21 protein-coding genes are annotated in these 24,319 nt (G+C 38.8%); 1 reads left to right on the top strand and 20 read right to left on the bottom strand.

The annotated features are described in order from the left end of the window. Window positions 1-105: 105 nt before the first annotated feature. The 20 genes from ABEV74_RS13250 to ABEV74_RS13160 all read right to left on the bottom strand — a co-directional run bounded on the left by ABEV74_RS13250 (window position 106) and on the right by ABEV74_RS13160 (window position 21,507). The gene (locus tag ABEV74_RS13250) at window positions 106-1,101 is read right to left on the bottom strand and encodes a glycosyltransferase family 2 protein (protein ID WP_430146594.1); all 996 of its coding nucleotides are present in this window, start codon (window positions 1,099-1,101) and stop codon (window positions 106-108) included. After that, entirely contained in the window at window positions 1,091-2,500 is a 1,410-nt protein-coding gene (locus ABEV74_RS13245) for an undecaprenyl-phosphate glucose phosphotransferase (RefSeq protein ID WP_430146592.1), read from the bottom strand. Before ABEV74_RS13245 ends, ABEV74_RS13250 begins: the two co-directional genes overlap by 11 nt. A gap of 109 nt (window positions 2,501-2,609) precedes the next feature. Next, window positions 2,610-3,566 (bottom strand): glycosyltransferase family 2 protein, encoded by a 957-nt coding sequence (locus ABEV74_RS13240; protein WP_430146590.1) that lies wholly within the window; start codon window positions 3,564-3,566, stop codon window positions 2,610-2,612. Between the two features lie 7 nt (window positions 3,567-3,573). Then, window positions 3,574-4,431 (bottom strand): dTDP-4-dehydrorhamnose reductase, encoded by an 858-nt coding sequence (gene rfbD / locus ABEV74_RS13235; RefSeq protein WP_430146588.1) that lies wholly within the window; start codon window positions 4,429-4,431, stop codon window positions 3,574-3,576. After that, on the bottom strand, window positions 4,428-5,450 hold the full coding sequence (gene rfbB, locus ABEV74_RS13230; RefSeq protein WP_430146586.1) for a dTDP-glucose 4,6-dehydratase: 1,023 nt from the start codon (window positions 5,448-5,450) through the stop codon (window positions 4,428-4,430). The genes rfbD and rfbB overlap by 4 nt, the downstream gene beginning before the upstream one ends. Window positions 5,451-5,455: 5 nt before the next feature. After that, window positions 5,456-6,013 (bottom strand): dTDP-4-dehydrorhamnose 3,5-epimerase, encoded by a 558-nt coding sequence (rfbC, locus tag ABEV74_RS13225; protein ID WP_430146584.1) that lies wholly within the window; start codon window positions 6,011-6,013, stop codon window positions 5,456-5,458. A 20-nt stretch (window positions 6,014-6,033) separates the two neighbouring features. Further along, complete coding sequence (locus tag ABEV74_RS13220; RefSeq protein ID WP_430146582.1) at window positions 6,034-6,777, bottom strand: sugar phosphate nucleotidyltransferase; 744 nt, start codon at window positions 6,775-6,777, stop codon at window positions 6,034-6,036. A 72-nt stretch (window positions 6,778-6,849) separates the two neighbouring features. Beyond that, on the bottom strand, window positions 6,850-8,430 hold the full coding sequence (locus tag ABEV74_RS13215; RefSeq protein ID WP_430146580.1) for a hypothetical protein: 1,581 nt from the start codon (window positions 8,428-8,430) through the stop codon (window positions 6,850-6,852). Window positions 8,431-8,628: 198 nt separating this feature from the next. After that, window positions 8,629-9,363 (bottom strand): glycosyltransferase family 2 protein, encoded by a 735-nt coding sequence (locus ABEV74_RS13210; protein ID WP_430146578.1) that lies wholly within the window; start codon window positions 9,361-9,363, stop codon window positions 8,629-8,631. Next, window positions 9,360-9,776, bottom strand: a complete 417-nt coding sequence (locus ABEV74_RS13205) for an HAD family hydrolase (RefSeq protein WP_430146576.1) — start codon at window positions 9,774-9,776, stop codon at window positions 9,360-9,362. The genes ABEV74_RS13210 and ABEV74_RS13205 overlap by 4 nt, the downstream gene beginning before the upstream one ends. Further along, window positions 9,769-11,229: a hypothetical protein gene (locus ABEV74_RS13200; RefSeq protein WP_430146574.1), complete on the bottom strand. Its 1,461-nt coding sequence runs from the start codon at window positions 11,227-11,229 to the stop codon at window positions 9,769-9,771. The genes ABEV74_RS13205 and ABEV74_RS13200 overlap by 8 nt, the downstream gene beginning before the upstream one ends. A 35-nt stretch (window positions 11,230-11,264) precedes the next feature. Continuing rightward, on the bottom strand, window positions 11,265-12,239 hold the full coding sequence (locus tag ABEV74_RS13195) for a lysylphosphatidylglycerol synthase domain-containing protein (RefSeq protein ID WP_430146572.1): 975 nt from the start codon (window positions 12,237-12,239) through the stop codon (window positions 11,265-11,267). Further along, a complete protein-coding gene (locus ABEV74_RS13190) occupies window positions 12,239-13,048 on the bottom strand; it encodes a glycosyltransferase family 2 protein (RefSeq protein WP_430146570.1) in 810 nt (269 codons plus the stop codon). Before ABEV74_RS13190 ends, ABEV74_RS13195 begins: the two co-directional genes overlap by 1 nt. A 25-nt stretch (window positions 13,049-13,073) precedes the next feature. After that, window positions 13,074-13,496, bottom strand: a complete 423-nt coding sequence (locus tag ABEV74_RS23260) for a GtrA family protein (protein ID WP_488168584.1) — start codon at window positions 13,494-13,496, stop codon at window positions 13,074-13,076. 114 nt (window positions 13,497-13,610) lie between these two features. Continuing rightward, window positions 13,611-15,806, bottom strand: coding sequence for a glycosyltransferase (locus ABEV74_RS13185; protein WP_430146568.1), 2,196 nt, complete (start codon window positions 15,804-15,806; stop codon window positions 13,611-13,613). A gap of 5 nt (window positions 15,807-15,811) precedes the next feature. Next, a complete protein-coding gene (locus ABEV74_RS13180) occupies window positions 15,812-17,854 on the bottom strand; it encodes a glycosyltransferase (protein WP_430146566.1) in 2,043 nt (680 codons plus the stop codon). A 10-nt stretch (window positions 17,855-17,864) separates the two neighbouring features. Then, window positions 17,865-18,995 carry a methyltransferase domain-containing protein gene (locus ABEV74_RS13175; protein ID WP_430146564.1) on the bottom strand — a complete coding sequence of 377 codons (1,131 nt, stop codon included), beginning with the start codon at window positions 18,993-18,995 and terminating at the stop codon, window positions 17,865-17,867. A gap of 13 nt (window positions 18,996-19,008) precedes the next feature. Continuing rightward, window positions 19,009-19,737: an ABC transporter ATP-binding protein gene (locus ABEV74_RS13170; protein WP_430146562.1), complete on the bottom strand. Its 729-nt coding sequence runs from the start codon at window positions 19,735-19,737 to the stop codon at window positions 19,009-19,011. Window positions 19,738-19,776: 39 nt separating this feature from the next. Beyond that, entirely contained in the window at window positions 19,777-20,562 is a 786-nt protein-coding gene (locus ABEV74_RS13165; RefSeq protein ID WP_430146560.1) for an ABC transporter permease, read from the bottom strand. A 12-nt stretch (window positions 20,563-20,574) separates the two neighbouring features. Beyond that, entirely contained in the window at window positions 20,575-21,507 is a 933-nt protein-coding gene (locus ABEV74_RS13160) for an NAD-dependent epimerase/dehydratase family protein (protein WP_430146558.1), read from the bottom strand. A 232-nt stretch (window positions 21,508-21,739) separates the two neighbouring features. Here ABEV74_RS13160 and ABEV74_RS13155 point away from each other — a divergent pair, with 232 nt between their 5' ends. Next, window positions 21,740-24,184, top strand: a complete 2,445-nt coding sequence (locus ABEV74_RS13155) for an O-antigen ligase family protein (RefSeq protein ID WP_430146556.1) — start codon at window positions 21,740-21,742, stop codon at window positions 24,182-24,184. Window positions 24,185-24,319: the final 135 nt, after the last annotated feature.

The raw sequence follows: 24,319 nt of genomic DNA, 5'->3' as shown, positions 1-24,319 counted from the left end.
TTTTGATTGTAGCGGGTGACGGTGGAAAAGTCAAACGTGTATGGGGAGATAGAAAAAAGCCGCCGATTCGGCGGCTTGATTATAATGGCGCTTACGAACATATCATTAGCTTCCCATCGTTGACCGTTCCGGCTCGGATACCGATTGAGCTTGCCGTGTGGAAGGTTGCGACGATTCCACGGTCCGGTCGGGCAAGCCGAACATGTGCTTGACGAAAGACGGCAGCTTGCGATGGGATTGCCCGAGCCGGAAGCCGATCAGCTTCGCGGCCGACTCCAGCAGCAATCCCGGAAGCAGCCCCCATCGGCGCTCTTCCCGAATCGCCTCCAGTTGCCGCCGGACAAGCCGTGAACCTTCCTTGCCGACCTTCGCATATGGCAAAATCCAGTCCTGCTCGCGCATCGAGACGCCGTTGTCGTAGAAGCGGCGAAGCTGCTGCAGCGCGGTATAGTCGTGCGAATGCACCACCTCCGCTTTCGCGGCGTAGACGATCGCGTACCCATGCAAGATACAGCGCGCAGCCATGAACAGATCCTCGTTAAACATGACCGGTTCCGGGAACCGGCCCATCTCCTCGAAGACATCCTTTCTTATCGCGGAGCAGACGTTCGAGCAGAAGAACGTTTTCAGCCCGAGGCGCGGAATATCCGCTTTCGTCTTCCTTGCCGGTTCCGGCGGGTAGTTGAACGTCCGGCTCGTCCGTTCCAGCAAGCCCGCATCGGCACGGGGAAGCTGGCGGGCATAGGCATACGCGACAAGCGGGTCTCGCAGCGGCGCCGTCAACTCTTCGATGAGCCGTTCGTTATGGGGCAGCGCGTCCTGCGTCATGAACATCAGCACATCGCCGGAAGCGGCCGCTGCGGCTCGGTTGCGCGTCCCGCCATGATTGAACTCGCGGCGCGGAATGTCCAGCACAATCGCGCCTGCATGACGCGCACGAGCGGCCGTACCGTCCTCAGAAGCGGAATCCGCGACAATAATTTCATGCGGCGGCACTGTCTGTCCGTTCAGTCTGGTGATCAGTTCGGTTAACTCGGTGCCAGCATTCAGCGTCGGAATAATGACCGAAACGCGGACCGGTTCGCTGCGGTCAGTACGCATTTTTGTTAACCAAACCGTTCACAACGGTTTTCACAATAATTTTGAGATCGAACAGAAAACTCCAGTTCTCGATATAGAACAGATCGTGCCGGATCCGGTCATGGATGGAGGTATCCCCCCGCAGCCCGTTCGTTTGCGCCCAGCCCGTAATGCCCGGGCGAATGTGGTGTTTCACCATATATTTCGGAATCTCCTCTTTGAACTGATCGACGAAATACGGCCGCTCCGGCCGCGGGCCGACGACGCTCATATGGCCGAGCAGCACATTGAAAAACTGCGGCAGCTCGTCGAGGCTTGTCCGTCTGAGGAAGGCCCCGAACTTCGTGCGCCGCGGATCGTTCTCGACCGTCCATTGCGTGTCCGACACTTCGGCGGGAGAGACGTGCATCGTCCGAAACTTGTACATGTTAAACGTACGACGGTTCAGCCCCATCCGCTCCTGCTTGAAAATGACCGGCCCGGGCGATGTCAGCTTGATACCGGCGACAATGAGCAGCATCACAGGAGACGTTACGATAATCGCCATAATTGAAAACACAATATCGAAGGTTCGCTTCAAAATTCGGTTGCTTAGCTCGTCGAGCGGTATATCACGTACATTAATAAGCGGAATACCTGCGAAATTGTCGAAGAATGGCCGAGCTGGCAGAAGATCGAAGAAGTCGGGAATAATCAACGTTTTTACACCTGCATTATCGCATATGTCGATAATACGAGGATATTTGCTATGCGCTTCAAGTGGCAGCGCTATAATGACTTCATCGATCAAACGGTTTTCGTTGAGAACCTTCTCCAATTCATCGATCTTTCCTACAATAGGTTTCATATGACGATACTCTCGCGGGTGTTCAACATGGTAATCATCCAGAAAACCAAAAACATCGTATCCCAGTTCAGGGTACTGCTGAAGATTCTCATAGAAACTTCGGCCAACGGATCCCGCGCCAAGAATCAATACATATTTTTTGTTATAGCCTTTTCTTCTTAAACGAAACAACCATGTTTTTACCATGTATCGGTAGGATATCATTACTGCAATGTTCGCCCCGAAGAAAATAGCAAGAAATTCCCGAGAAATATGTACTTGTTTTGCTATATAGAGCATGCTAAGCAGGCCAAGAAAACTTAATGAATGAACTTGCACGATGTTCCATACGTCGGAGGCAAAGCTCTTGCGTCGTCTGGGAGCATAAAACCCAACCGAAAATCCGATCAGAACGGACGCAAAAGCATAGACCGTTCCCCAAAGCAGGTAACTGCTCATTGGGAGCGTGTTATAAGATGTAATCCAACCGCTATGAAATTTAACCCAATATGCCGCCATAAAAACCAGCAACATAATGAACGCATCTGACAATACATAAATCTGGGTTAGGAAGCGTTGATTTTGCCGGATCATCGGATGATCCTCCTTAATTACACAAAAATCTATATGAAATGAAAACTACAATAATATATAGGGTTACTCTCATTCTACCAAAAAATAAACAATGGACAACCCTGCTGCTCTAATGATTTCTATTTTTCGCTATTTTCTTATGAAATGTATATTGCCTTTTTCGAATCATGTCGGGTATTTTTTTGATAATAAACGGCCAGCAACTAAGCAGCTGAGGTTCTTTTAGTAAAATATAGATCAGTTTGGCAACTTCTTTTGCAACAAAAACCGGCAAAAATTTCAACCAATGCTTGCCGAATGGTTCATTTTTAATAATGGTAAAGAAACGGTTTTGATAGGAATGTTTTCGAACGAAAAGAGCTATGGACTTTCTGCCTCCTTCTTTCCACCCTCTTCCATGAATCGCTTTTGCCTCAGGTATATACCATGCCTTCCAACCAAGATGACGCGCCCGCCATGCCACGTCGACGTCTTCTTTATAGGCAAAAAAATCCTCATCGAAAAATTGGCCCTTATATGCCACTTCCTTAATCATCGCTGTTCGATATACGGCAGCCGCTCCAGAAACACCAAAAATCTCTTGTCGATCGCACCACTTCGAAATCGAATCTCCCGAGGCTATATCACGGGCATTATGATCGGCTGTCAATTCAATTCCCGCGCTATCCATAACGGAAAGATCATCCGCCCGCCGCAATTGGCCGGTAGCACTTCCTACTTCCGGATGGTTGTCCATGAAGTCAATAATGTTGGCAAGGTAATCTGTATCGAGAATAACATCCGGATTTAAAACGAGCACATAATCCGATTCTGTATACGATCTCGCTTGATTATGTCCTCCTGCAAAGCCACGGTTAACATCATTTCTGATTAGCTTTACCCCTTTTTCTTGAAAAGCTTCTACGATCTCGCATGTATTGTCGCTCGATGCATTATCAACCACGATAATCGAAGAAATAGGAAAGGACTGCTCCAATGCGGCTTGCAAGCAGTCCCCTATGTCTCTCCCGCTGTTGTAGGTTACGATACATACACACACAGTAGAACGCGATGTGGACTTAGACATCGTTACTTCACTCGCTATCTTGTAGATAGTGTCTTAAAGCTTCCCTCCAGTTGCGAAGAGGGTTCAAGCCATTGCTGCGAATTCCGCATTGATCCATAACAGAGTAGGCCGGCCGCGGCGCCGGACGGGGGAAATCGGCGGTTGTGCAAGGTTCTAACACGACATCGATGCCGCTGTCTTCAAAGATAGCATTTGCGAATTCGTACCAGGAGCAACTTCCCGCATTCGAGACATGATAAATGCCGAAATAATCAGTTTTTACAAGCTCAAGCAAAAAACGCGCCAAATCAAAGGTGTAAGTCGGAGATCCAATCTGATCGCGTACAACTTTGAGCGATTTTCGTTCTTTCGCCAGATTCAACATTGTTTTTACAAAGTTATTTCCATACTTGCCAAAAACCCATGACGTTCTGACAATAAAGTAACGGCTGTGGAGTGTCTGCGTCAACTGCTCGCCAGCAAGCTTGGACTTGCCGTAAACCGTTTGTGGATTCGTTTGGTCGTATTCATTGTAAGGAATACGGCTTTTTCCGTCAAACACGTAATCCGTACTGATATAAACGAATTTGGCTCCAATTTCCTCTGAAGCAACAGCCATATTTCGTGTTCCCGCAGCGTTAACTCGAAAAGCGACGTCGGGCTCGGCTTCGGCTTTGTCAACCGCCGTATATGCGGCGCAGTGAATGACTGCATCGGGACGCTGCATATCCATCACTCTGCGGCAATCGTCAAGACTCGTAATGTCAAGCCTATCCCGACTATAACCGACAAGTTCCAACCCTTCTTCACCTGGCAAACGGACCAGCTCCTGACCGAGCTGACCAGAGGCGCCGGTAATGAGTACTTTAAGCCGTTTAATGGTCATCCCTTGTTCTCCAAACGTTTCTTGTATTGCTGCTCATAGTATCGCTGGTAAGATCCCGACACGACTTGCTCCATCCATGATTGGTTGGTTAGATACCAATGAATCGTTTTTTTAATACCGATTTCGTACATATACTTTGGCTGCCAACCCAATTCTTTGCGGATTTTGGTTGCGTCGATTGCATACCGGCGGTCATGCCCCGGGCGATCCTTCACATAAGTAATCAGCTCTTCGGACTTGCCAAGTTCATTCAAAATCGTCTTCACGACGTGAATGTTGTTCCGTTCGTTATTGCCGCCGATGTTATAGATTTCGCCCGGACGTCCTTCATGCATGACAAGATCGATCGCGCTGCAGTGATCCTCTACATAGAGCCAATCACGCACATTCAGACCATCCCCATAAACGGGGAGCGGCTTTTCCAAAAGTGCATTCCGGATCATGAGTGGAATAAGCTTCTCCGGGAACTGGAAAGGTCCGTAATTGTTGGAGCATCGAGTAATATTGACATTCAGACCGAACGTTTCGTGATAGGCGCGGACAAGAAGATCCGCTCCTGCTTTACTAGCCGAATATGGACTGTTCGGCGCCAACGGTGTTTCTTCTGTGAAGAGTCCCGTTTCGCCAAGCGTTCCATACACCTCGTCCGTGGAAACTTGAACGAACTTGCCGACCCCATAATGTTTGGATAATTCGAGCAGCACTTGTGTCCCCAGTACGTTCGTCCGCACAAAAATGTCCGGATTAAGAATGCTGCGGTCCACATGAGACTCGGCGGCAAAATTGATAACTACGTCAATTCCGCCTGCGAATATCGGTTCCAATGCAACACGATCGGAAATATCAGCCTTTACGAAGCGGTAAGTCGGGTGATTTTCAATGGATCGCAAATTCTCGAGATTCCCGGCATAAGTCAAGGCATCGACGTTAACAATTTGATATTCCGGATACTTGTTTAGGATATAGTGAACAAAATTGCTACCGATGAAGCCTGCGCCGCCTGTGATCAGAACGTTCATTGCACTCACCCCCTAAAAATAAAATTGATTTCCGCTTCTTTCAATAAGGGGTGTTTTGCATCCTTCTCCGATAAAATCGGATGATCAACGGGCCAATCTATTGCAAGATCTGGATCATTCCAGGCAATTCCCCGATCATGTTCAGGAGAGTAAAACTCATCCACTTTATACAAGACTTCACAATTGGGCTCAAGTGTACAGAAGCCGTGGGCAAAACCTTGAGGCACCAATAGCTGGAGTTTGTTCTGTGCGCTCAGTTGGAAACCTTCCCATTGTCCGTAAGTCGGCGAACCTTGTCGAATATCCACAACAACATCGAAAATCGATCCGGCAATAACACGGACAAGCTTCGCCTGCGCCTTCGGATGCAACTGATAGTGAAGTCCCCTCAATACACCGGCTTCTACTGAAAGGGAATGGTTATCTTGTATGAATCGGTAATGGATTCCGGCCTTGTGATATGCGGACTCGTTGTAACTTTCCATAAAAAAACCTCGGTGATCACCGAATACGGTCGGCTCAATTAGCTTTACCCCCGAAAGTTTTGTGCCTTTCACTTTCATGAGATCACCTTCTTTTTCTTCTAGCTCTTCAATTTACCGAACTCTTCTCCCAAGTCGATGTCTTTTGCCAGTTCATTAGCCCGAGCCAAAGACTCATGTGTCCCAGCATCCGTCCACCAGCCCGGGAGAATATCATAAGTCAGTTCATTCCTGGAAATATAAGCATTGTTTACATCGGTTATTTCCAGTTCCCCACGAGCGGAAGGTCTTAAGGTGCGTATGATATCGAAAACTTGACTATCGTACATGTAAATGCCGGTTACAGCATAATTACTCTTAGGTACTAGCGGCTTTTCTTCTATCGAGATTATTTTATCTCCGGAAAGTTGAGGAACTCCAAAACGTTGCGGATCTGGGACCTCTTTTATAATAATTTTTGCTCCTCGACCTTGGCTCTTAAATTTATTGACGAAAGGTACGATGCTCCCTGAAAAAACGTTATCACCGAGAATGACGAGCATCTGGTCCGCGTTTACAAATTGCTCTGCCATTCCCAAGGCCTGCGCTATCCCACCCGCCTCATCTTGTACTTTATAAGTTAATGAAAGACCAAGCTCTCTCCCACTTCCAAGTAAATTGACAACGTCTCCCATATGATCTCTACCTGTTACAATAAGTATGTCACTAATCGAACACTCCTTCATTCGTTTTAATGCATGAAAGATCATTGGATATTTGCCAACCGGAAGCAGATGCTTATTCGTTACCTTTGTGAGAGGCAATAAACGAGAACCTGTTCCTCCACTGAGTATGATGCCTTTCATATGAGATATACCCCCCTTCTACCTAATGCCAGATTCAATCCTCCAGATAAAGCCTGGCCTGTACAACCAACATTATAACGCAAGGGACTTTCTTCGCTTCACCTCCAAGAAATGAATAATCATTAGAAAGACTCCTGGTAAAAACATAGGATAATAATACATAAAATAGCTTCCTGGCTGTGTTATAAACAGTAGAGGAACTCTCAAAAGTAATAAAACAGAAATCCAAAAAATCGGGTTTTGTAAAGATCTCATCCTTATGATCACAATAACTAAGTATATAAATACAGGACTGAAGTTCCAAAATATTAGTGTGTTTGGAATATTATTATCAAACGACTTGCTCCAGTTGAGTATATTGACTATGAATTGTCTCAAATTTATATTAATGGGCCGGTTTAAGCTATTGTCCAGCATCAGTTTTGCCCCATCATTATCTAAGTTTTTCAAAATGTAAGAGTTTATATAGTCGCTTGGGTAGTAACCGTAACGCGAAAAACCTGATGAGGAGATCATTGTTCTTGTACGAGATGACAAAAATATATCAAGATTATCAATAACTATTTTTAAATAGGATTTTTTAAAGGATTTAAAATCCTTTTCTGAAAAATCATCTTTTACAGCACCATTCCAGTAACTTGGAACTTCGTATGGTGAAGCCATTTCCTTTGTTTTTTCTACATCTATAACTTTATTTAATTGTATGCTCGTTTCTTCACTGATTATTGCATTCTTATCAGCAAGAATCATCGAGAGAGGGTTAATAAACGCTGTGAGCTCATACCTCATTTGTTGTTTTTCGTCACCTTTGATTAATCCATAAATATTCCCTGCTACTAAAACCCCAACTATTGTTACAAGGGTGAATACTACAATACGTTTCCTTGCTGCTATTCCCAAATACCATATGGCTATTGGAACAAATATAACATGATATATTCCCTCTTTCCTCCAGGTAGATAGAAGGATTGTGAGAAACCCTATAATTATCAAAGTCTTATTATCACATTTCTTTTCTTTAAAACTGAAATAAATTAATCCTACCAGCCAAAGCTCTATAATAGCTAACATCGTGCTCCGAAATGTCATTAAAGTATTAAATAGTACGGCTGGACTTAGAACTATAATAATAATTAGTACGAGTTTATATTTAGAAAATCTTAAAGGATAATTAAACTCTAATTTGGTTATAATCCAAGATGAAACAAAAGCCATAAAAGTGATTTGCGATCCCACAATCATTCCAAAAGACGGGATCAAAAAAAGACTAAAGATGTAAAAGTAAACTGTTTGATAGGATTGCCAATCATCTATATGAAATTGAGTTGCATTTTGATAGATCCAGATTTCATCCCAAACAACTAGTCCTGGCCAACTTAAAAAAAGAATGCCGATATATGGCACGAAAATATAACTAAGATTTTTAAACCATTTGCGATAAAAAATTTCCTTATTTATTATTTTTTTAATAAATTCATATAAAAACAAAACGATAAAATAACAATAAACCACATATAATATTTTTGAAGTGGTATAACCAAAAGAATGAGGCTCACCTGTTATGAAGTGTTTCTCAGAAATAAAAGAAAAAAGAAATAAAATTGTTACTGTACCGCACACAATTATTTGTTTAATAATATTATGCTTTATCATAACTGGACGACCTCACTTATAAATCTAAGTCCGGGAAAACGGTTCAGCAACAATTAAGGGTATTACGACATAGTTTCAATATGCTGTGGACTGATTAACCCGAACGATTATCACACGAAGCAACGTTCGTCTTGTAAACAGGCCAGAGAACAGGCCTTTTTCTTCATAAACCATGATTATATCTTACGGAGCTTCTAATCATTCTCTGAAATCATAATCACACTTTAAGAAACTCTCCACTTCTTCCGGCGTACCAAGTATATGTACACTTTCGGTCGCTAATAACGAGATTGTCACTTTATAATTGTTCTGTATTAATTGGTTATAGATAGGGGCAATATATCGTTCTCCTTTTTCTTCCCTTCCAGGTAGAGAGTAGTACAAGTTATATGCGTGTTCATACAATCTTGCAGAAGAAAACCAATACAAACCAATCGTAGCATAATTAGATATTCGCTTTTTTTCACGAACTTCAATCACTTGATTCTCTTCATTAAGTTTTACAAAACTCCATTTATCACCTGGGGCATTAAAACAAGGAATCCACCCATCATCATTAATGGTATTCTTATATATAACACCCGGCTTTACATGAGTATCAATATTATATATTAAAAGGGGGGATTCGGGAGTCCAGTAAGGTTTACCGAATAAAACGGTTGTTGCCTGACCATCTGTTAAATGATCTATCTCTACTATATCATACATAATAACCCCTAACTTGCTACACTCTTCTCTTATAAAACCTTTTGCATCGTCAGCACTCTGCACGATAAAAATAAAATGATTTCTAGAGAAATCAAATGACTTCAAGCTTATTATTGACCAATAAAATAAAGATCTTCCTTTAACATTTATCATATACTTTGGTTGAAGATAACCTGCCCTCCGAAAACGACTTCCCATTCCCGCCATTGTTATTACAATGTTCACAGTTTCTCCTCCTTGTTCAAGGAGTCTCGACCTTGCTGCAGTAATTCATTAAGCTCATCTTCGTTGTACATCAAAAACTCATTTGGACGAACTGCACGATCATCTATATAAAAACCACTTTCACCTGGCCAAGGTTTACCAAAAAGAATTTCATCATATGGTATATCCCACTTCTCTAACCAATTCATAACATTCCGGGCTGTCTTCGCGTTAATCATTCCTAAATTCCCATTGTAACTCCTCATATTCCGAGCAGTATATATAAGAATTTTAAAGCCCTTTTCTCGCCATTCTCGTATACGCTCTATCATATTGAAGTATGGCATTAAATCTTCATAAGATTGGCCCTTTTCTTTAATTGGACATAAAGTCCCATCCAAGTCGACTATCAGTGTCCCTCGTTTCTCAGACATTTCGTTCCAACTCCTCTTTTATCTTGATTGCATTTAGAACAAACGCTAATACTTTCCTTGGATTATCAATATGCAGTGGAAGCATTGACAAGAAAAGCGAGGTTTCACATAAACGAATTATTCGAATATCGAAACCTGAATTACTAACCTTTTCAAGAAACAAATGTTGATGTTCATCCAGTTTTTCAGACTTAATCATAATTTCAATATTCAATGAATTATTTATGTTAGCTACAAACAACTCATTATTTAGAAAATCATAATTACCTAGAATTGAGTGGGATAATTTTGCTAAATCATAATAAGGATCCATCCATAAATCTTTTTCTTCTAACGCTCCCTTCGTATCAATAAATTTCATCATATAAGTATTTTTATCGTAAAGAATATTGGAAAAACACAAATCACCGTGACCAATGACTTCTTTATAGTTTTTAATCTCTTTGACTAACCGATTATATAATTCATAATAATTATTCAAGAGAGCATCTAAAGTAAACGAAGTTCCATTAATTATATATGACTCTAGTCGGCTAAAGTTAGGAGTAGATTTCAGCTTTTCCATCCGGTCAACCACTTTTTGATAGTACAAATCCTTAAACCTTGCGAGATACTCCTCTCTTTCTAGTTTCCGTGATGGCCTTAAAGTTATGAAATCAAAAATCTTGTCTAGAAAAACTCCAAAATCCTTAATGGAAATGGAATTGTGGATCCACTGTAATGCCATATCAGGTATGTTAAGACGTTCCATGGTGTAACAAGCGTAGTCGTGCTGTAAACTAAAATTATACGGCATTACAAACCATGGTTTCATTTCATTAGGTATAAGATGATAGAAATCATGTTCTTTTTGAATCTTTAATTTATCTGTTGATTTTTTGACGAGCGTATACTTATCCCCAACAAGTTGATTGAAATATCTTGCTTCGAATCCCCCAGAAAAAAAATTAAGAAACGAAGCGATATCGGATATATCCAACAAGAAATTATTAGGTGAGAACAAGAGTGCATTATCACCCAAGTCTTCTTTTGTTACCATTCGTTTATTATTTTCCTTCAACGTTAAATAAAGGTTATAATCTTTAAATGTTGTAAAAATCAGCATTGTAGGGTCAATTTCACGATCTACATGAATGAATTGTGTATAAACTATTTTTCTCATCAATATATTAAAACTTTCAGAGTCTACAACCACTGATCTTGAATAGAAGTGAACAATAATGTGATTTGAATTCTCTTCTTTAAATTTATCAAGAATAATCTGCTTATCCAAGTAATTTTTAAGATGAACGAATTCCGCCATCCCAGTATCGTCCACTAACTTTTTCATTTTGCTCGCGAGGGTAGATTTCTTATGTATAATTTCTCCGAATCGACGTTCGCCTACCACAGAAGAAATTGACCTAGGTAACTCTTCACTATCATCATATAAGAAATAAATTTTTTGTTTCATGTTTACTGGCTCCAATCTCATTTAACATCTGTTGGTTAATAATATTCAGTATTTTTTCTAACATATTGCATTCTTGCTTGTTTATTTCGTAAACGAAGTGCTTCAGAAATCCGATTAATTAACAGAGAACATATAAAATAAAGGGCTAAAAGAGAAAGAATGATTAATCCCAGATTCTTATACAATAAAAAGTTACTTGAATTTGTTTCTGAGGTGGAAATCGAGAAAAATGAGTCATTTAATAAAAGAAAAAAACTTTGAAACATTGAACTGATATTGATAGTTGAAAACAGTATAGATATTGAAAATATTTCCAATATCCAGATGATTACTGAAATAAACAATCCTAAGGAAGATCGGCCTTGTATGAGTGCTTTTATATCACTGTGTATCTTTCTCATGTTATATAAGAAATTAAGTAGTTTCACCCCTCTAGTTGAATTACTTCTGCTCATAATTAACTGATTTACGTATTTATATGTAAAGGGAAATTCTAAATAATAAAAAAAAGAAAATGAAATGAAAGTGAACAAAATAATTACCAACGGTAAATAATCGATCAGCGAAATATCGGATAGTAAAAAATACACTAACATTATTGTCAAAATCACAATTGCATCAAATAAACGTTCAATCCATATTACTACGATTCCCCTACGTACATTTTTGCAAAGCCGTCCAATTTCAATTACGCGAAAAATCTCCCCAACTTTGTAAGGTATAAAAAAATTCACCCATGCAGTTACTGCATATACCCTTAGTAAATCTTTGAACTTAATCTTATTCTCTAGTAGTATTGTGTAAAGGCGGATAATTCTCAAAAGATGAGCAGCCAAGTATAGAAGGGTGAATAAAATAATCGATTTCCAAAATCCCGAACTCTGTTTAACAAAATCAAAATTAATCGAGTACCCTGTTTTTACGGTAAATATTAAGCCGAGTGTTATAAATAGAATAAAGATGATAATATAACCGTCTCTCTTTTGGAGCTTTCTAAAAATTAAGCCCATTATGCAAAATCCCTTTCAAAATTTTTGAATATTAATTCACTATCATAATTCATAATCACTTTTTCACGATGCTCGTTTTGCAAAAATTTCGATTTGTTTATTGCAAACTTCAATAATAAAGCAAGCACTTTAAATGCTTGACGAATCATTTTTACATTTGAAACTTGATCGTCTTCTCTCCACACTAATGGAAAAAAATGAATGCTATGTTTAAAGTATATACTCCCTAGAATCATACAATAATTAAAAGTTAGATCATCAGGATACTGATGGTAAAAGTTATCCTTTAAGCGATCTACCTTGTAACAATTTAGTCCTGATCCCAGATCATATATACGATGTTTAGTTACTATAGAAAAAAGCATATTATAAATGTAATTCCCAAACGTTCTAAATCTCGAATAACCTTGAAGCTTTGAAGCTGGATGAAAACGAGCACCCAGCAAACAGTCTACCTTTCGATGCAATCCCTGTATTAAGAATGGGAGAATATCATTAATATTACCTTGATCGTCGCCGTGCAGAACAATTACATAATCAAAGGAATTACGAATGGCATACTGAAATGCAATCTTATGAGAACCCCCAAGACCATAATTCTCAGTATTTCTGACCACAGATACTTTTAGGCCCTTCATAGTTTTAATCTTGCTAATTGCCATTGCTTCCCCATTATCTGTACTTCGATTATTTACAATCAATACTTCATCAATATAATGTTTAATATCAGTAGTAAACTGTTGAAGTACTCTAACAATTTGCTTTTCACAATTATACATTGGGATAAAAACGAGAATTTTTTCACTCATAGATAAGCCCCTCTAAAATTTCTCATTATATCAGTGTCTTGCTTAAAATTCTTGATGTAAGGAATCGCATAAAAAGATAATTAGATGCCAGTGTAAATGGAGTTAGAATTATTTTAACTGCCAATGGAATACTAATTTTAAAATAATCAAAAGAAGAACTAACAGAGTAACTTATAATATCAATAAGCCACGAAAAAAAACCAATCGATATAATTTGATAAACAAGGTATATCACAAAACCACTAGCAATAAATTTATCTTCTATTAAAAAAATATTGCGTACAGATAAGATATAAACAAATGTAACTGCGATAGATGCACTTATGCAATTAGAAAGCAACGGTGTTATGTCGCGTACTATTAAACATAAATATATAATACTGTCTGTCAACCAGCCGATTCCAGATACACATGCAAATTTAATGATTTTTTCCCATTCAGCCTTCATGCAAGACCATCTTTCCAGAACATATTGTGTTTCTATTAACCCCATTACTTAGAATCGGAATGTGACAACTCCTAATATTCTTCTATTCCCAAGAATCCAATCAAATGCAAAGCTTTAGCTAAACAATTTTTGTAATCTAAGCTTAAAAAACAATCGAATTAATCGAGATCCCCATTTGGAATTAGCTATTCGCATTAATTCATACTTTCTAGTATTTAAATCCTGGAAATTCGACGAATTACCAATCCCAAAACCTACAATCGGATAATTCAACGTTGGATTATCCCAAAGATAGCCTGGCCCATTAGCATCAATTAAATTAAACAACTCAAGTCCATATTTTTGATATAGCTTTACATGAAAACTAGATAATTTTTCTCTTAAATATATCACAACATCTCTATTAAACTGCCTGGACATCGAATCGCTTCGAACACGATATTTCACTAATGGCTCTGGAATACTAATTCCCAAACAGCCATGAGCGCACATTGAGATCCATCCCTCATAGTCTTCCATGCCGTACTCCATCGCTATCTTGTTGAGACCAAAATTGATAAAATCCTGCCTCCTGACTACGACAAAAGCGGCTAACATGTTCGAAGCCAGAAAGTATGGGAATTCTGTATTAAACGTAGGCCACACATTACTCGAATTTCCAAAGTATCTTAACCAGCTATACACAAAGGAAACATTCTCATATTGATTTAATAAAGCAATTGCTCGAGAGTAAAATTCAGGTTCTATAAGATCATCCGCATCTAAAAATGCAATAAACTCACCCTTAGCATATTGAGCGCCAACATTTCTTGCATTGGCCAATCCTTTGTTCGCTATATCAACAACTTTAATATGCGGAGAGCGGTTGCGGTATTTTTCCAATACTTCTAAACTATATTTATCGGTTGATCCATCATTAACAATAACAATTTCGGTTGGTTTATAATCGACATTCAAAGCACTTTCCATCGTTTCATCTAGATGAACCCCGAGATTATAATAAGGAATTATTATAGATAATAGGTTCTTCTCATTTGACGGTTGGGTTGAATATTGCTTTTCATACACACCCTCAAGCAGAGAAGGGAATAATGATTTCTTCTCTGAACGAGATTTCTCAATCACATTCATATAAAACTGTTCTCTTAGTTTAACATTTTCTGCAGTACCGCATAATTGTCTTATCCTTAAATGAGAATGTTTACTCATCTCTTTAAGGCGATTTGCATCCGCCTGTATCAATTCCACCAACTTTTCACAAAAATCACCTTCAACATCCCAGTCAAAGATCAGCCCGGCCTTAGCATCCTCCCCAACCATCTCTGCTTGTCCTCCAGATCGGGAAACGAGCATCGGTGAACCAAGCCACATTGATGTTAAGCAAGTGTATGGAAAGTTTTCATACAGAGATGGAACAATGACCGCTCGAGCTTTTAGAATTTCGGGATTAAGATCCTTCGGTGGAATTGCATCCTTAAATATCAAATTTCCTTCTTCAATACGATGACGATACTGTTCTTTTAGTAACTCTCCAAGATTTCTACCTTTCGGATAAAAATATGTATCTCCCCCAATAATTTTAAGCTTGAATTTGTGCCCCTGTTTCCAAACAAGATCCGCAGCCTTTAACATTTGTACGACGCCTTTTCGATACTCAGTCCTGCCGAAATATAGAAATGTGTCTGAATTATACTCTCTGTTATAACCCGCTTCATATTCTTTCAGTTGATAAGGCAAGTGAATAACCTCAATTGGATTGTTAGGAGCCACATGTTGGACTTGCTTCTTCAGAAACACACTTGGACTTAGCAATGCATCAGCTGCTTTCATGCAGAATTTCTCCATATGCCCAATCCAATAATTTGGGAATTTATACCGCGGCCCTTGATTTACTTTATCTAATTCAAACGTAGGGGTATGTAAATGAACAACAATTGGAATGTCTTTAAGTACAGGATCAAGCTGCCACTTTCTCATCAGGAGATAATACCCTATCCCATTATACTCCTGGATTTCGATAATATCCGGCTTTACCCCATCCTTTTTGATAAGAGAAATTACTTCTTCAGCATATTGATAAGCTAAAGCAGTCCAATAACCTAGATAAGAGTAGAAATCGCCCTGCATGTGTTGGAAACGTACAACTCTAACCCTATTATTATTTTCAATTGAATTTTTGTGCGAGTCTCTCACCATCACTGTAACGTCATGACCAGCTTCTGAAAACATGGTTGATACCTGGTCGACATACATCCCGATTCCTCCACCAAAATCAGGAGGATATTCACTAGTTAAAATCCATATATTCATGCATTTCACCTTGATCTACTTTTATTTTCCTTCAACGCTATCAAAGTCTCAAAGTAAGCTTTAAACTTTTTACATTGATTTTCCCAATACCATGGTCGAACAAATTCTAAATTTTCATTAGACAACTGCTTTAAAATACTTCTATCATCAACTAGTTTAATAATTTTTTCCTTAAGTGCATCTATACTACGCTCTTCAATTATAAATTCTTTTTGTTTGGGGCCAAGCACTTGAGGAACAATACCAACATCAGTTGTAATAATCGGTACACCACAAGCCATAGCCTCCAGAACTGGATTTGGCGTACCTTCTATCTTTGACATACATACCAACACGTCAATCTTCGCATAGTAATTTACCATCTCTTCATGAGGAACAAATCCATCCACCCTATCACAATAGAGCCCAACTACCTGTACCCCTTGATCCATTAACCCTTCAACAGTTGGCTTTACAATTGTACGAAATCCTTTGAAATCTTCTAGCCCCTCCGCCGCCCATTTGCTATTACCTACCCACCCAACCACTAAAGGACGTGTAAATTCGTTAAACCGATTTGGATTAATCGGATAAAATAACTCTTGGTCTACACCATCTTCAATCACCATCTTAGGATTTGGGTATATTTGTATTGATTGATAAATTTCGTTTAGTTTTTCAGAACATACGTAATAATGAAATTGATTAAAAATCCAATTTCTTTGAACAATTTCCTCCTCACTTAAAAATAAATGATCATAAACACTTGTAGATAATGTTTTATTAAAAAGATAATCATTCATAAATTCGGACACAGAGACCGCTTTATCTTGCAAATAGTTGGCATATGCTTCTTCTGCAAAAACTTGAGGAATCATTTCTCGCCAGAAGAAATGTAAAATATCACAATCATGTGTGCGGAATAATAATTTAACAGGATCCCAATCACACTCTTCATAACTGATTAAATCAAATGAAAAATCATTTGCGAGATGCTTTTCTATTTGCCGTGCTATATTTCCGAAGGCCCAGTAGTCTACGTCAACAACTAACGCTATTTTAGCTTTTGGATTTTTTTTCACAATTTGCTCATTAAATGAGATTGAGATATCGTTACCGAAGTTTCTGTTCTTCTCCTCTAGCCACTTAATGAGATTCGCATCCCATATTTTATAGCCATATTTATCTTCTAAATATTTAGCTGAATTTTCGATAGTTTTTACCGAAAATCGCTTTTTTTCATAATCAATGTCAGCTTGTCCGCTTGGTTTGGGATGATCATGCACTAATGAAAAGCAGCATGAGTTGCCAATTTTGTAGCCTTCTCGGAATAACCTTATGGAAAGGTCAATATCCTCAAAACCGACAAACATTTGTTCATCATATCCACCTAATTTGATGAATGTATCTTTTTTTAATATCGATGCTCCTCCAAATAGAAAATTAGAAAGAAATGGTCTGTCTACCTCTTGTTTTAATTGATTATGATTTATTTGCTTGTAACATGTTCCTCCACCTACGTTAATATTCCCTTCATATGACTCCACGTACAAGTGACCGCCTAGCGCAAACGTTTTGTCAGCATCACTATCAAGTAAAGGAAGATTTATGAAATGACATCCTAGTAATGATATTTCTTCTCGAATTATAGCCAAGGGATTATTTATAAAATAGATATCATTATCTAGACACATGACCCACTCAGTTTGGACATATGGCATTGTTCTATTTCTGCCACCAGCAACTCCATAATTTTTGTCCAATTTTTGAATACGTGTTCTTAATGAAAGCGAGTCGCAGACACTTTGAAGCTTATTTAGCTCACTAGGTTCCGATCCATTATCAATAATTAGAATTTCACCTTTGAAAGTTGTAAGATGTTCCTGGATGGATTTCAAGAGTCGAATTGATAGTTCTGATCTATTTAATGACAGGAAAGTAATGGTTAAATTCTCACCATTATCTCCTATATTGCTTCCATAAAGCGCATAATTATCGCTTTCTAATAGGTTATCAAACATGCTATAAAAATATGAGGTGCGTTCGACTCCATAATTCAACAATCTCATTTTTCCACTCCTAGCGCTTCCAAATATTCATCAGTTTTCTCAAAGGTGCAGTAATTCTCCAACTTTTTGAATTCAATAGCGCATGAAGTTCTTCTTCTAGTTGTTTTACATTGGCTTCTTGTTGCTCAAGAATCGCTAACCTCTCTTTTAATATTTGAATGTTCTGTCGCAAAAATTCGTTTTCCTTATTAGCCCCTTTAATTGATAAAGAAAGTTTTTTATTATGCCTATTAAGCATATTATTCTCTTTACTTAACTCGTCTATTTTCGATTCCATTTTATGTATTTGTTCCGTGAATTTGAACTTTTCCTCTGCATGCCTAGTTATTATCTCTTGTTGTTCCAAGTAATTACTATACGATACTATTCGGGTATCATCCATAGATGTACCAAATATACAGCAAGTATTTTCTATTCCGATTTCGTCAGGGCCCCATATTCCAACGAAATAACTAACATTTGAACTGGATATTTGGCTACCGGTCGGAAGCATAATCACATTTGGGATTTGAAAGTTCAACATATGTCCCATATCAACGTGATCATGTTGGATTAATTGCGAGTTGACATTTACATTTGAAAATCCACTGACCGGCACTCCGAACATATACCCTCGAGACTTACCCAGGATAGATTCACAAAGATCGACAAATTGTTGAAACGTGTATTTTCTCTCATGAAACGGGTTCCTTTTGTCTGGTGTATTATAGTACCAGGAATCATTTGGGCATGAAATGATAATTATTCCATTTTTTTTGACCCAACGTTTTAGATTTTCTAAATACAATTCCGGTTTTTTTAAATGTTCTATTGTTTCAAAAGAAACAATCAAATCAAAATAGTTTTCCTCAAAATATCCCGAATTTACCTCTGCATTCAAAACTGAATAAGTGATATTGTTTCTTTTAAAGTTAGTTTTGGCTTTATTTATAGCATCTACCGAAATATCTACTGCATGAACTTCACTTGCTCCCCATTTCTCAGCAAGGGCGAAAGAACCATACCCTTCACCACAAGCAATATCTAGCACTTTTTTATCACGACAATATTGTTGTGCGAGTAAATACCTACCTAAGTGTATGGATGACTCCAGTGCATTGTACTTAGATCCTACTCCAAACTCTAATCGTTCAATAAACAATGTTACTGCCTCCCTAACCTAAATATTTCTTCATTACATCTTCTGTCGGACCGACCTCTATTAAAGATCCTTTTTCCAAATAGGCTACACGACTGCACAGCTGTTTAACTTGAGAAGCACTATGGGAAACGAAAATTACCGTTACTCCCCTATCTAACATATTGCTAATTCGATTCATGCATTTTTCCTGAAACTTATAATCTCCTACTGCGAGAATCTCATCTACAATTAATATATCCGGCTCTACAACTGTTGAAATTGCAAAAGCAATACGGGCCAACATCCCAGACGAGTAATTTTTAAGAGGAACGTCAAGAAACTCTCTGGTTTCTGCGAAGTCTACGATTTCATCAAACTTCTCATCAATGAATTGCTTACGGTAACCTAAAATAGCCCCATTTAAATAAATATTTTCTCTGGCGCTTAGTTCCATATCGAATCCGGCCCCTAATTCGATTAACGGAACAATAGTCCCATTTACCGAGACTTTCCCCTCTGTAGGTTTCAGAACTCCTGCGATTACTTTTAACAGGGTGCTTTTACCTGCACCATTTAGTCCTACAAGCCCAAACACTTCGCCTTTATATATGTCGAATGAGATATTATTCAAAGCCCAAAACTCTTTATAGCTGACTTGCCCCTTGATGATTTTAACAAAATACTCTTTCAAACTATCTATTTTTTCAATTTGTAAATTAAAACACATTGAAACATTACGTATTGATACAGCGATATCCCCCATAATAAGTCCCTTCATAAATAGTGATAAATTTCCAATAAATCATATATACAAAATAAAGCGATCTTGCTTCTTGTAGAAGATAAAGACACCTATAATAAAGGTAATCGATGCAAACAGAAACAAAGAAAGATTTTGTTCTAACGTTGGAAGTTCGTTCAATAAAATAAGTTGCCTTAACATCTCTATAGCTTGTGTTAGCGGATTAATCTCGACAATCGTTCGAACAGTCACCGGCAATATATCAATCGGGTAAAATATTGGTGTTAAAAAGTTAAGAGCCATTATACAAACACTATATAAATGAGCTAGATCCCTAAAAAAAACGGCTGCACATGATAATATTAAACTAATCCCTGCCGTAAAAATGAATAAATATATAACTGGAATAAAAAATAATAACGCAGAAGAATAGAATCTTGCGCCAGTAACCACCATAACCAGTAAAACCGCGATGAAAGACACTAATAAATTGACTAAACTAAACAGATTTTTTGAAAGCGGGAACATGTACTTAGGGAAATACACTTTTTTAATTAATGAAGAATTTGAGTAAATCGACGATAACGCCAAACTGGTGGATTCAGAAAAGTAATTAAACAAAACCGAACCACACAAAAAATAAACTGGGAAATTCGGAATATTCGATTTAAAAAGTGTTGAAAAGACTAACGTTAAAATGATCATGCTAAATAAAGGATTTAGTAATGACCAGACGATACCTAAAAAGGAACGTTTGTATTTAATCTTGAAATCCTTCATAACCAGTTGAATGAGTAGGTATCGATACTTTAGAAAATTCTGCATGTATCTTGCTTGCATTTTCATAACAAAAACTCCTCAATGAGTCAGATCTACTAATTCCCCTAAATAATAGCTAATGGTATCTTTCAATCCTTCTTCCAACGGATACATCGGTGCCCACCTAAGCTCTTTAATAGCCGAAGTGTTATTTAAGCAACTTTCTAAGATATCCCCTGGCCGCTTTTCTAAATATATTGGAGAAATATCTTTACCTGTTAATTCGGCCATAATTCGGACCAAATTATTTAATGATGTAGTTTGATTCGTGCTTATATTAAGTGTTTTTTTACTACCCAGCGTCAGTGCTGCCAAGTTGGCATTTACTACATCCTGAACATATATAAAGTCCCTGGTTTGCTCTCCATCACCAAATATTGTTGGGGTTTCTCCCCTAAGTATTTGGTTTATGAAAATGGAGATTACCCCACCTTCACCTAAATGATCTTGTCTTGGCCCGTACACATTAGCATATCGAAGAATTGTATAATCTAAACCATAAAATTTTGAAAAAATTCGGATATATTCTTCCGGCACATATTTGGAGATACCATAGAATGATTCTGGTTTTATAGGATGTTCTTCAGGTATCGGGAGAAATTTCGGCATACCGTAAACAGCTGCTGAAGAAGCATAAATAAATTTCCCAGTTCCCGACTCGATACAACAATTAAGTATATTCTGAGTTCCCCGAATATTTAATTCCTGATCCATTAAAGGATTTTTCATTGAATAACTGACACTTACTTGCGCAGCATGATGAATAACTACGTCCGGCTTATGTTCCTTGAAAACTCCCTTGATTTGACTAGAGTTTATATCCATATGTAAAAAAACCGCATCTCTATTGACATTCTCTTTTTTCCCCGTTGAGAGGTTATCAATTACGACTACTTTGTGCCCATGCATTAACAAAGCATCCACAATGTGAGAGCCTATAAAACCAGCCCCGCCTGTCACCAAAATCTTCATAAAATTCTAGCTCCTCTGGATTTTTCTTCAACAACCTTAAACTTTTGTAAATATTCACCTGATGCCATAAAATTCACAACGAATTTCTAAAGTCCTAGTAATACTATCAAACTATTTCATTTTTCGAAAGTAATATCTACCGGAAACAACACAAGTTGCTTACAACCGTTATAACATATAGAATAGTTTACGTCACCGAGTTTCACCGCATAGTTTAAGGAGGACCGTCACTGTGAAGTCGAAAAAAGAGAAAGCAAAGTCTGAATTCTCCCTATTGCAATGGTCAGGGCTAGTTATAATATCCATATTCTTTATTTTTTTTCCTTTCCAGGCCGGCCTCTTTAATGGTTGGGATTACCCGTACGAGAAATCCATTCTTCAAGCGATGATTTTGTGCTGCATCCTACTCATCATATTATCGTTCTATCTCATTTTCCGCAATTGGAGACCTGACAATTGGAACAGTATTCTAACAGTCGGTGTATGGCTGCTTCCGGCAATATACTGTTTATCTTCCATACAGGCCGTTTCAAAACATAACGCCCAGTTCATGACATTGATCAGCTTCACGTTATCGGCATTTTTCGTATTCGGAATATACTTTCAGACGACATCCACCTCTCGAAAGTTGCTGGAAAGTGTCGTTATGATCTCGGGGTATGCTATTGTTTTATACGGGCTGCTAAATTATTTCGGACAGACCTACGCGAACGATGCCCTTTGGTTTACCTTGGACACTTATCGCCTTTCGTCAGTCTTTCAATATCCCAATACTTATGCCGGGCTGCTTTCTGCGCTATTCCTTGCCTCTTTGTATTACACAACTCATGCGCAAAAATGGCACTGGCGTTTTGTTCACGCATTGATGCTTGTCCCGGTATTCGTCTCCCTGATCTTGACGCTATCCCGGACAGCTCTTGTCATACTGCCGTTCATTATTCTAATTGTGCTGCCCTTCCTTCGGTTGGCCAAACAAGTAATCTACCTGTTGAACATGGTTGTTTCCGTAGTGTGTTCTTTTGTCATTTCGGGCGGAATGGAAAAGATTCTTGCTGAAGTTGTGGTTAAAGTTTTTCCTAAAAATGAAGGTGAACCTGCGACTCCTCTGCCATTTTGGAACACGCTATCTCTAAAAGGGTGGCTTCTTGTCTTATTCGTTTCCATACTGACTGCACTGGTTGCGATTGCGGTGCAGCGATGGGTCGAACCTTGGCTGGAGAACAGGCTGACGATCATCTCCCAAAAGAAGTGGGCTCGGGCAGCGGTACCGGCCGGCCTGGTCATTCTAGGGATGATAGCCGCCGTGTTGTTGCTGGCAAGCCCGGCAGTACGAGGGATGCTTCCCACCGCAATTGCGGAAAGATTGGAGAATATTAATTTCAATCAGCATAGTGTTCTGGAGAGGGCAACATTCTACAAGGATGGTATACGATTAACCTCCGATTATCCGTTGCTCGGGGCAGGGGGCGGTGGATGGACGGCGCTCTTTGAACAATATCAAAGTAACCCTTACTTCAGCAGACAGGCTCACAGTTATTTGATACAAACATTGGTCGAAACGGGCTGGATTGGGCTCTTCATCCATTTGGCATTTGCAGCAACGGTCTTTTATTTGTACATTCGAAATTGCGTACGCCATCCGGAGAAATTCGGGAGCCATTTCATATACTATATTTTTGCCGCGGCTATTCTGATTCACAGCTTTTTCGATTTTGATATGAGTTATCTTAGCATAGCGGCTCTTGTCTTTTTTTGTCTAGGTAGCATGATGTCCGCTTATGCTTCAAATGAAACTAGTTTGATAAAAAATCCCATATCAAATCTGGACTGGAAGGGTTGGAGACTAGCCTTTCCCGTGTTCATGGGACTTATTACTGTGACTTTTTCTTTTTTCGTATTTAAGGAATATTATGCGAACACACAGTATACAAAGGCGCTGATTCTCGCTCAGGAACAAAAACCGCTGAGTGAACTTACCGTGCCTCTAGATCATGCAATCCAAGCGTCTCCTGCACATCCTAGATTTTTATTGGTCAAATCCGATTGGATGAAACAGGCTTATGCGCAAACGGGAAATCCGAGCTATCTGCAAGAAGCGAAAAAAGTTCTCGACAAACTGAAACATTACGACCCTTACAATCGTCTAGCAATATTAGCAATGTATCGTTACTACAAAGATGCAAACGAGCTGGAAAATGCAATTCAAGAACTTGAAGAGGGCATACGCAAATTCCCGTGGGATATAGAATTCTACGAGACTGCCATCTTTGAATATTACAGAATAGGCGAACAACAATTATTAGAGAATGCTAATAATATTGAAAGTTGGAATTACGTCTTAAATCTGTATAATGAAATTGAAAGACGTATGAAACAATTGGAAGACCTTCCAGAGCAACAGCTCCAGGGGAGACGTTTCGACATTTCCCCGGAAATTCGACAACTGGTAGCGCAGATTTATTATTATACTGATAGGGAGGAACTAACGGTCGAGCTTCTTAGACCTATGATTCATAACAGCGATTTGTCTCAGCCTCTTGGCCGTACATCGGTTCGATTCTATCTTGCAGCTCTCGACGCGATCGGACAACACGATGACGGGCTCAAGCGGCAACTTATAGCGGCCGATCCGGAAGAAGAGCGATACTTGAATGAATTGATGATGAAACAAAAATAATTTTTTATTTACCATTTTTTGTTCTTTTTTACTTGTCCCAGATAAGCTATAATGATACCTCGAGCACTATCTATCATTCTTCTTTCATAAGCCGATATTCCTGATCAGATTGATCGCAAATCATTGAAAGGAGGT

The organism is Paenibacillus cisolokensis (genome assembly GCF_050481165.1).
Taxonomy (GTDB): domain Bacteria; phylum Bacillota; class Bacilli; order Paenibacillales; family Paenibacillaceae; genus Paenibacillus_AH; species Paenibacillus_AH cisolokensis.
Note: the sequence above shows the minus strand (reverse complement) of the source record. Positions and strands in the feature narration are given on the sequence as shown.

Excerpts from the sequence above, each read along its gene's own strand:
- rfbB (WP_430146586.1), bottom strand. The coding sequence starts at position 5,450 with ATGAACGTTCTGATCACAGGCGGCGCAGGCTTCATCGGTAGCAATTTT.
- rfbC (WP_430146584.1), bottom strand. The coding sequence starts at position 6,013 with ATGAAAGTGAAAGGCACAAAACTTTCGGGGGTAAAGCTAATTGAGCCG.
- ABEV74_RS23260 (WP_488168584.1), bottom strand. The coding sequence starts at position 13,496 with ATGAAGGCTGAATGGGAAAAAATCATTAAATTTGCATGTGTATCTGGA.
- ABEV74_RS13245 (WP_430146592.1), bottom strand. The coding sequence starts at position 2,500 with ATGATCCGGCAAAATCAACGCTTCCTAACCCAGATTTATGTATTGTCA.
- ABEV74_RS13250 (WP_430146594.1), bottom strand. The coding sequence starts at position 1,101 with ATGCGTACTGACCGCAGCGAACCGGTCCGCGTTTCGGTCATTATTCCG.
- ABEV74_RS13200 (WP_430146574.1), bottom strand. The coding sequence starts at position 11,229 with ATGAAACAAAAAATTTATTTCTTATATGATGATAGTGAAGAGTTACCT.
- ABEV74_RS13165 (WP_430146560.1), bottom strand. The coding sequence starts at position 20,562 with ATGAAAATGCAAGCAAGATACATGCAGAATTTTCTAAAGTATCGATAC.
- ABEV74_RS13185 (WP_430146568.1), bottom strand. The coding sequence starts at position 15,806 with ATGAATATATGGATTTTAACTAGTGAATATCCTCCTGATTTTGGTGGA.
- ABEV74_RS13195 (WP_430146572.1), bottom strand. The coding sequence starts at position 12,239 with ATGGGCTTAATTTTTAGAAAGCTCCAAAAGAGAGACGGTTATATTATC.
- rfbD (WP_430146588.1), bottom strand. The coding sequence starts at position 4,431 with ATGACCATTAAACGGCTTAAAGTACTCATTACCGGCGCCTCTGGTCAG.
- ABEV74_RS13215 (WP_430146580.1), bottom strand. The coding sequence starts at position 8,430 with ATGATAAAGCATAATATTATTAAACAAATAATTGTGTGCGGTACAGTA.
- ABEV74_RS13170 (WP_430146562.1), bottom strand. The coding sequence starts at position 19,737 with ATGGGGGATATCGCTGTATCAATACGTAATGTTTCAATGTGTTTTAAT.
- ABEV74_RS13190 (WP_430146570.1), bottom strand. The coding sequence starts at position 13,048 with ATGAGTGAAAAAATTCTCGTTTTTATCCCAATGTATAATTGTGAAAAG.
- ABEV74_RS13240 (WP_430146590.1), bottom strand. The coding sequence starts at position 3,566 with ATGTCTAAGTCCACATCGCGTTCTACTGTGTGTGTATGTATCGTAACC.
- ABEV74_RS13220 (WP_430146582.1), bottom strand. The coding sequence starts at position 6,777 with ATGAAAGGCATCATACTCAGTGGAGGAACAGGTTCTCGTTTATTGCCT.
- ABEV74_RS13205 (WP_430146576.1), bottom strand. The coding sequence starts at position 9,776 with ATGTCTGAGAAACGAGGGACACTGATAGTCGACTTGGATGGGACTTTA.
- ABEV74_RS13180 (WP_430146566.1), bottom strand. The coding sequence starts at position 17,854 with ATGAGATTGTTGAATTATGGAGTCGAACGCACCTCATATTTTTATAGC.
- ABEV74_RS13160 (WP_430146558.1), bottom strand. The coding sequence starts at position 21,507 with ATGAAGATTTTGGTGACAGGCGGGGCTGGTTTTATAGGCTCTCACATT.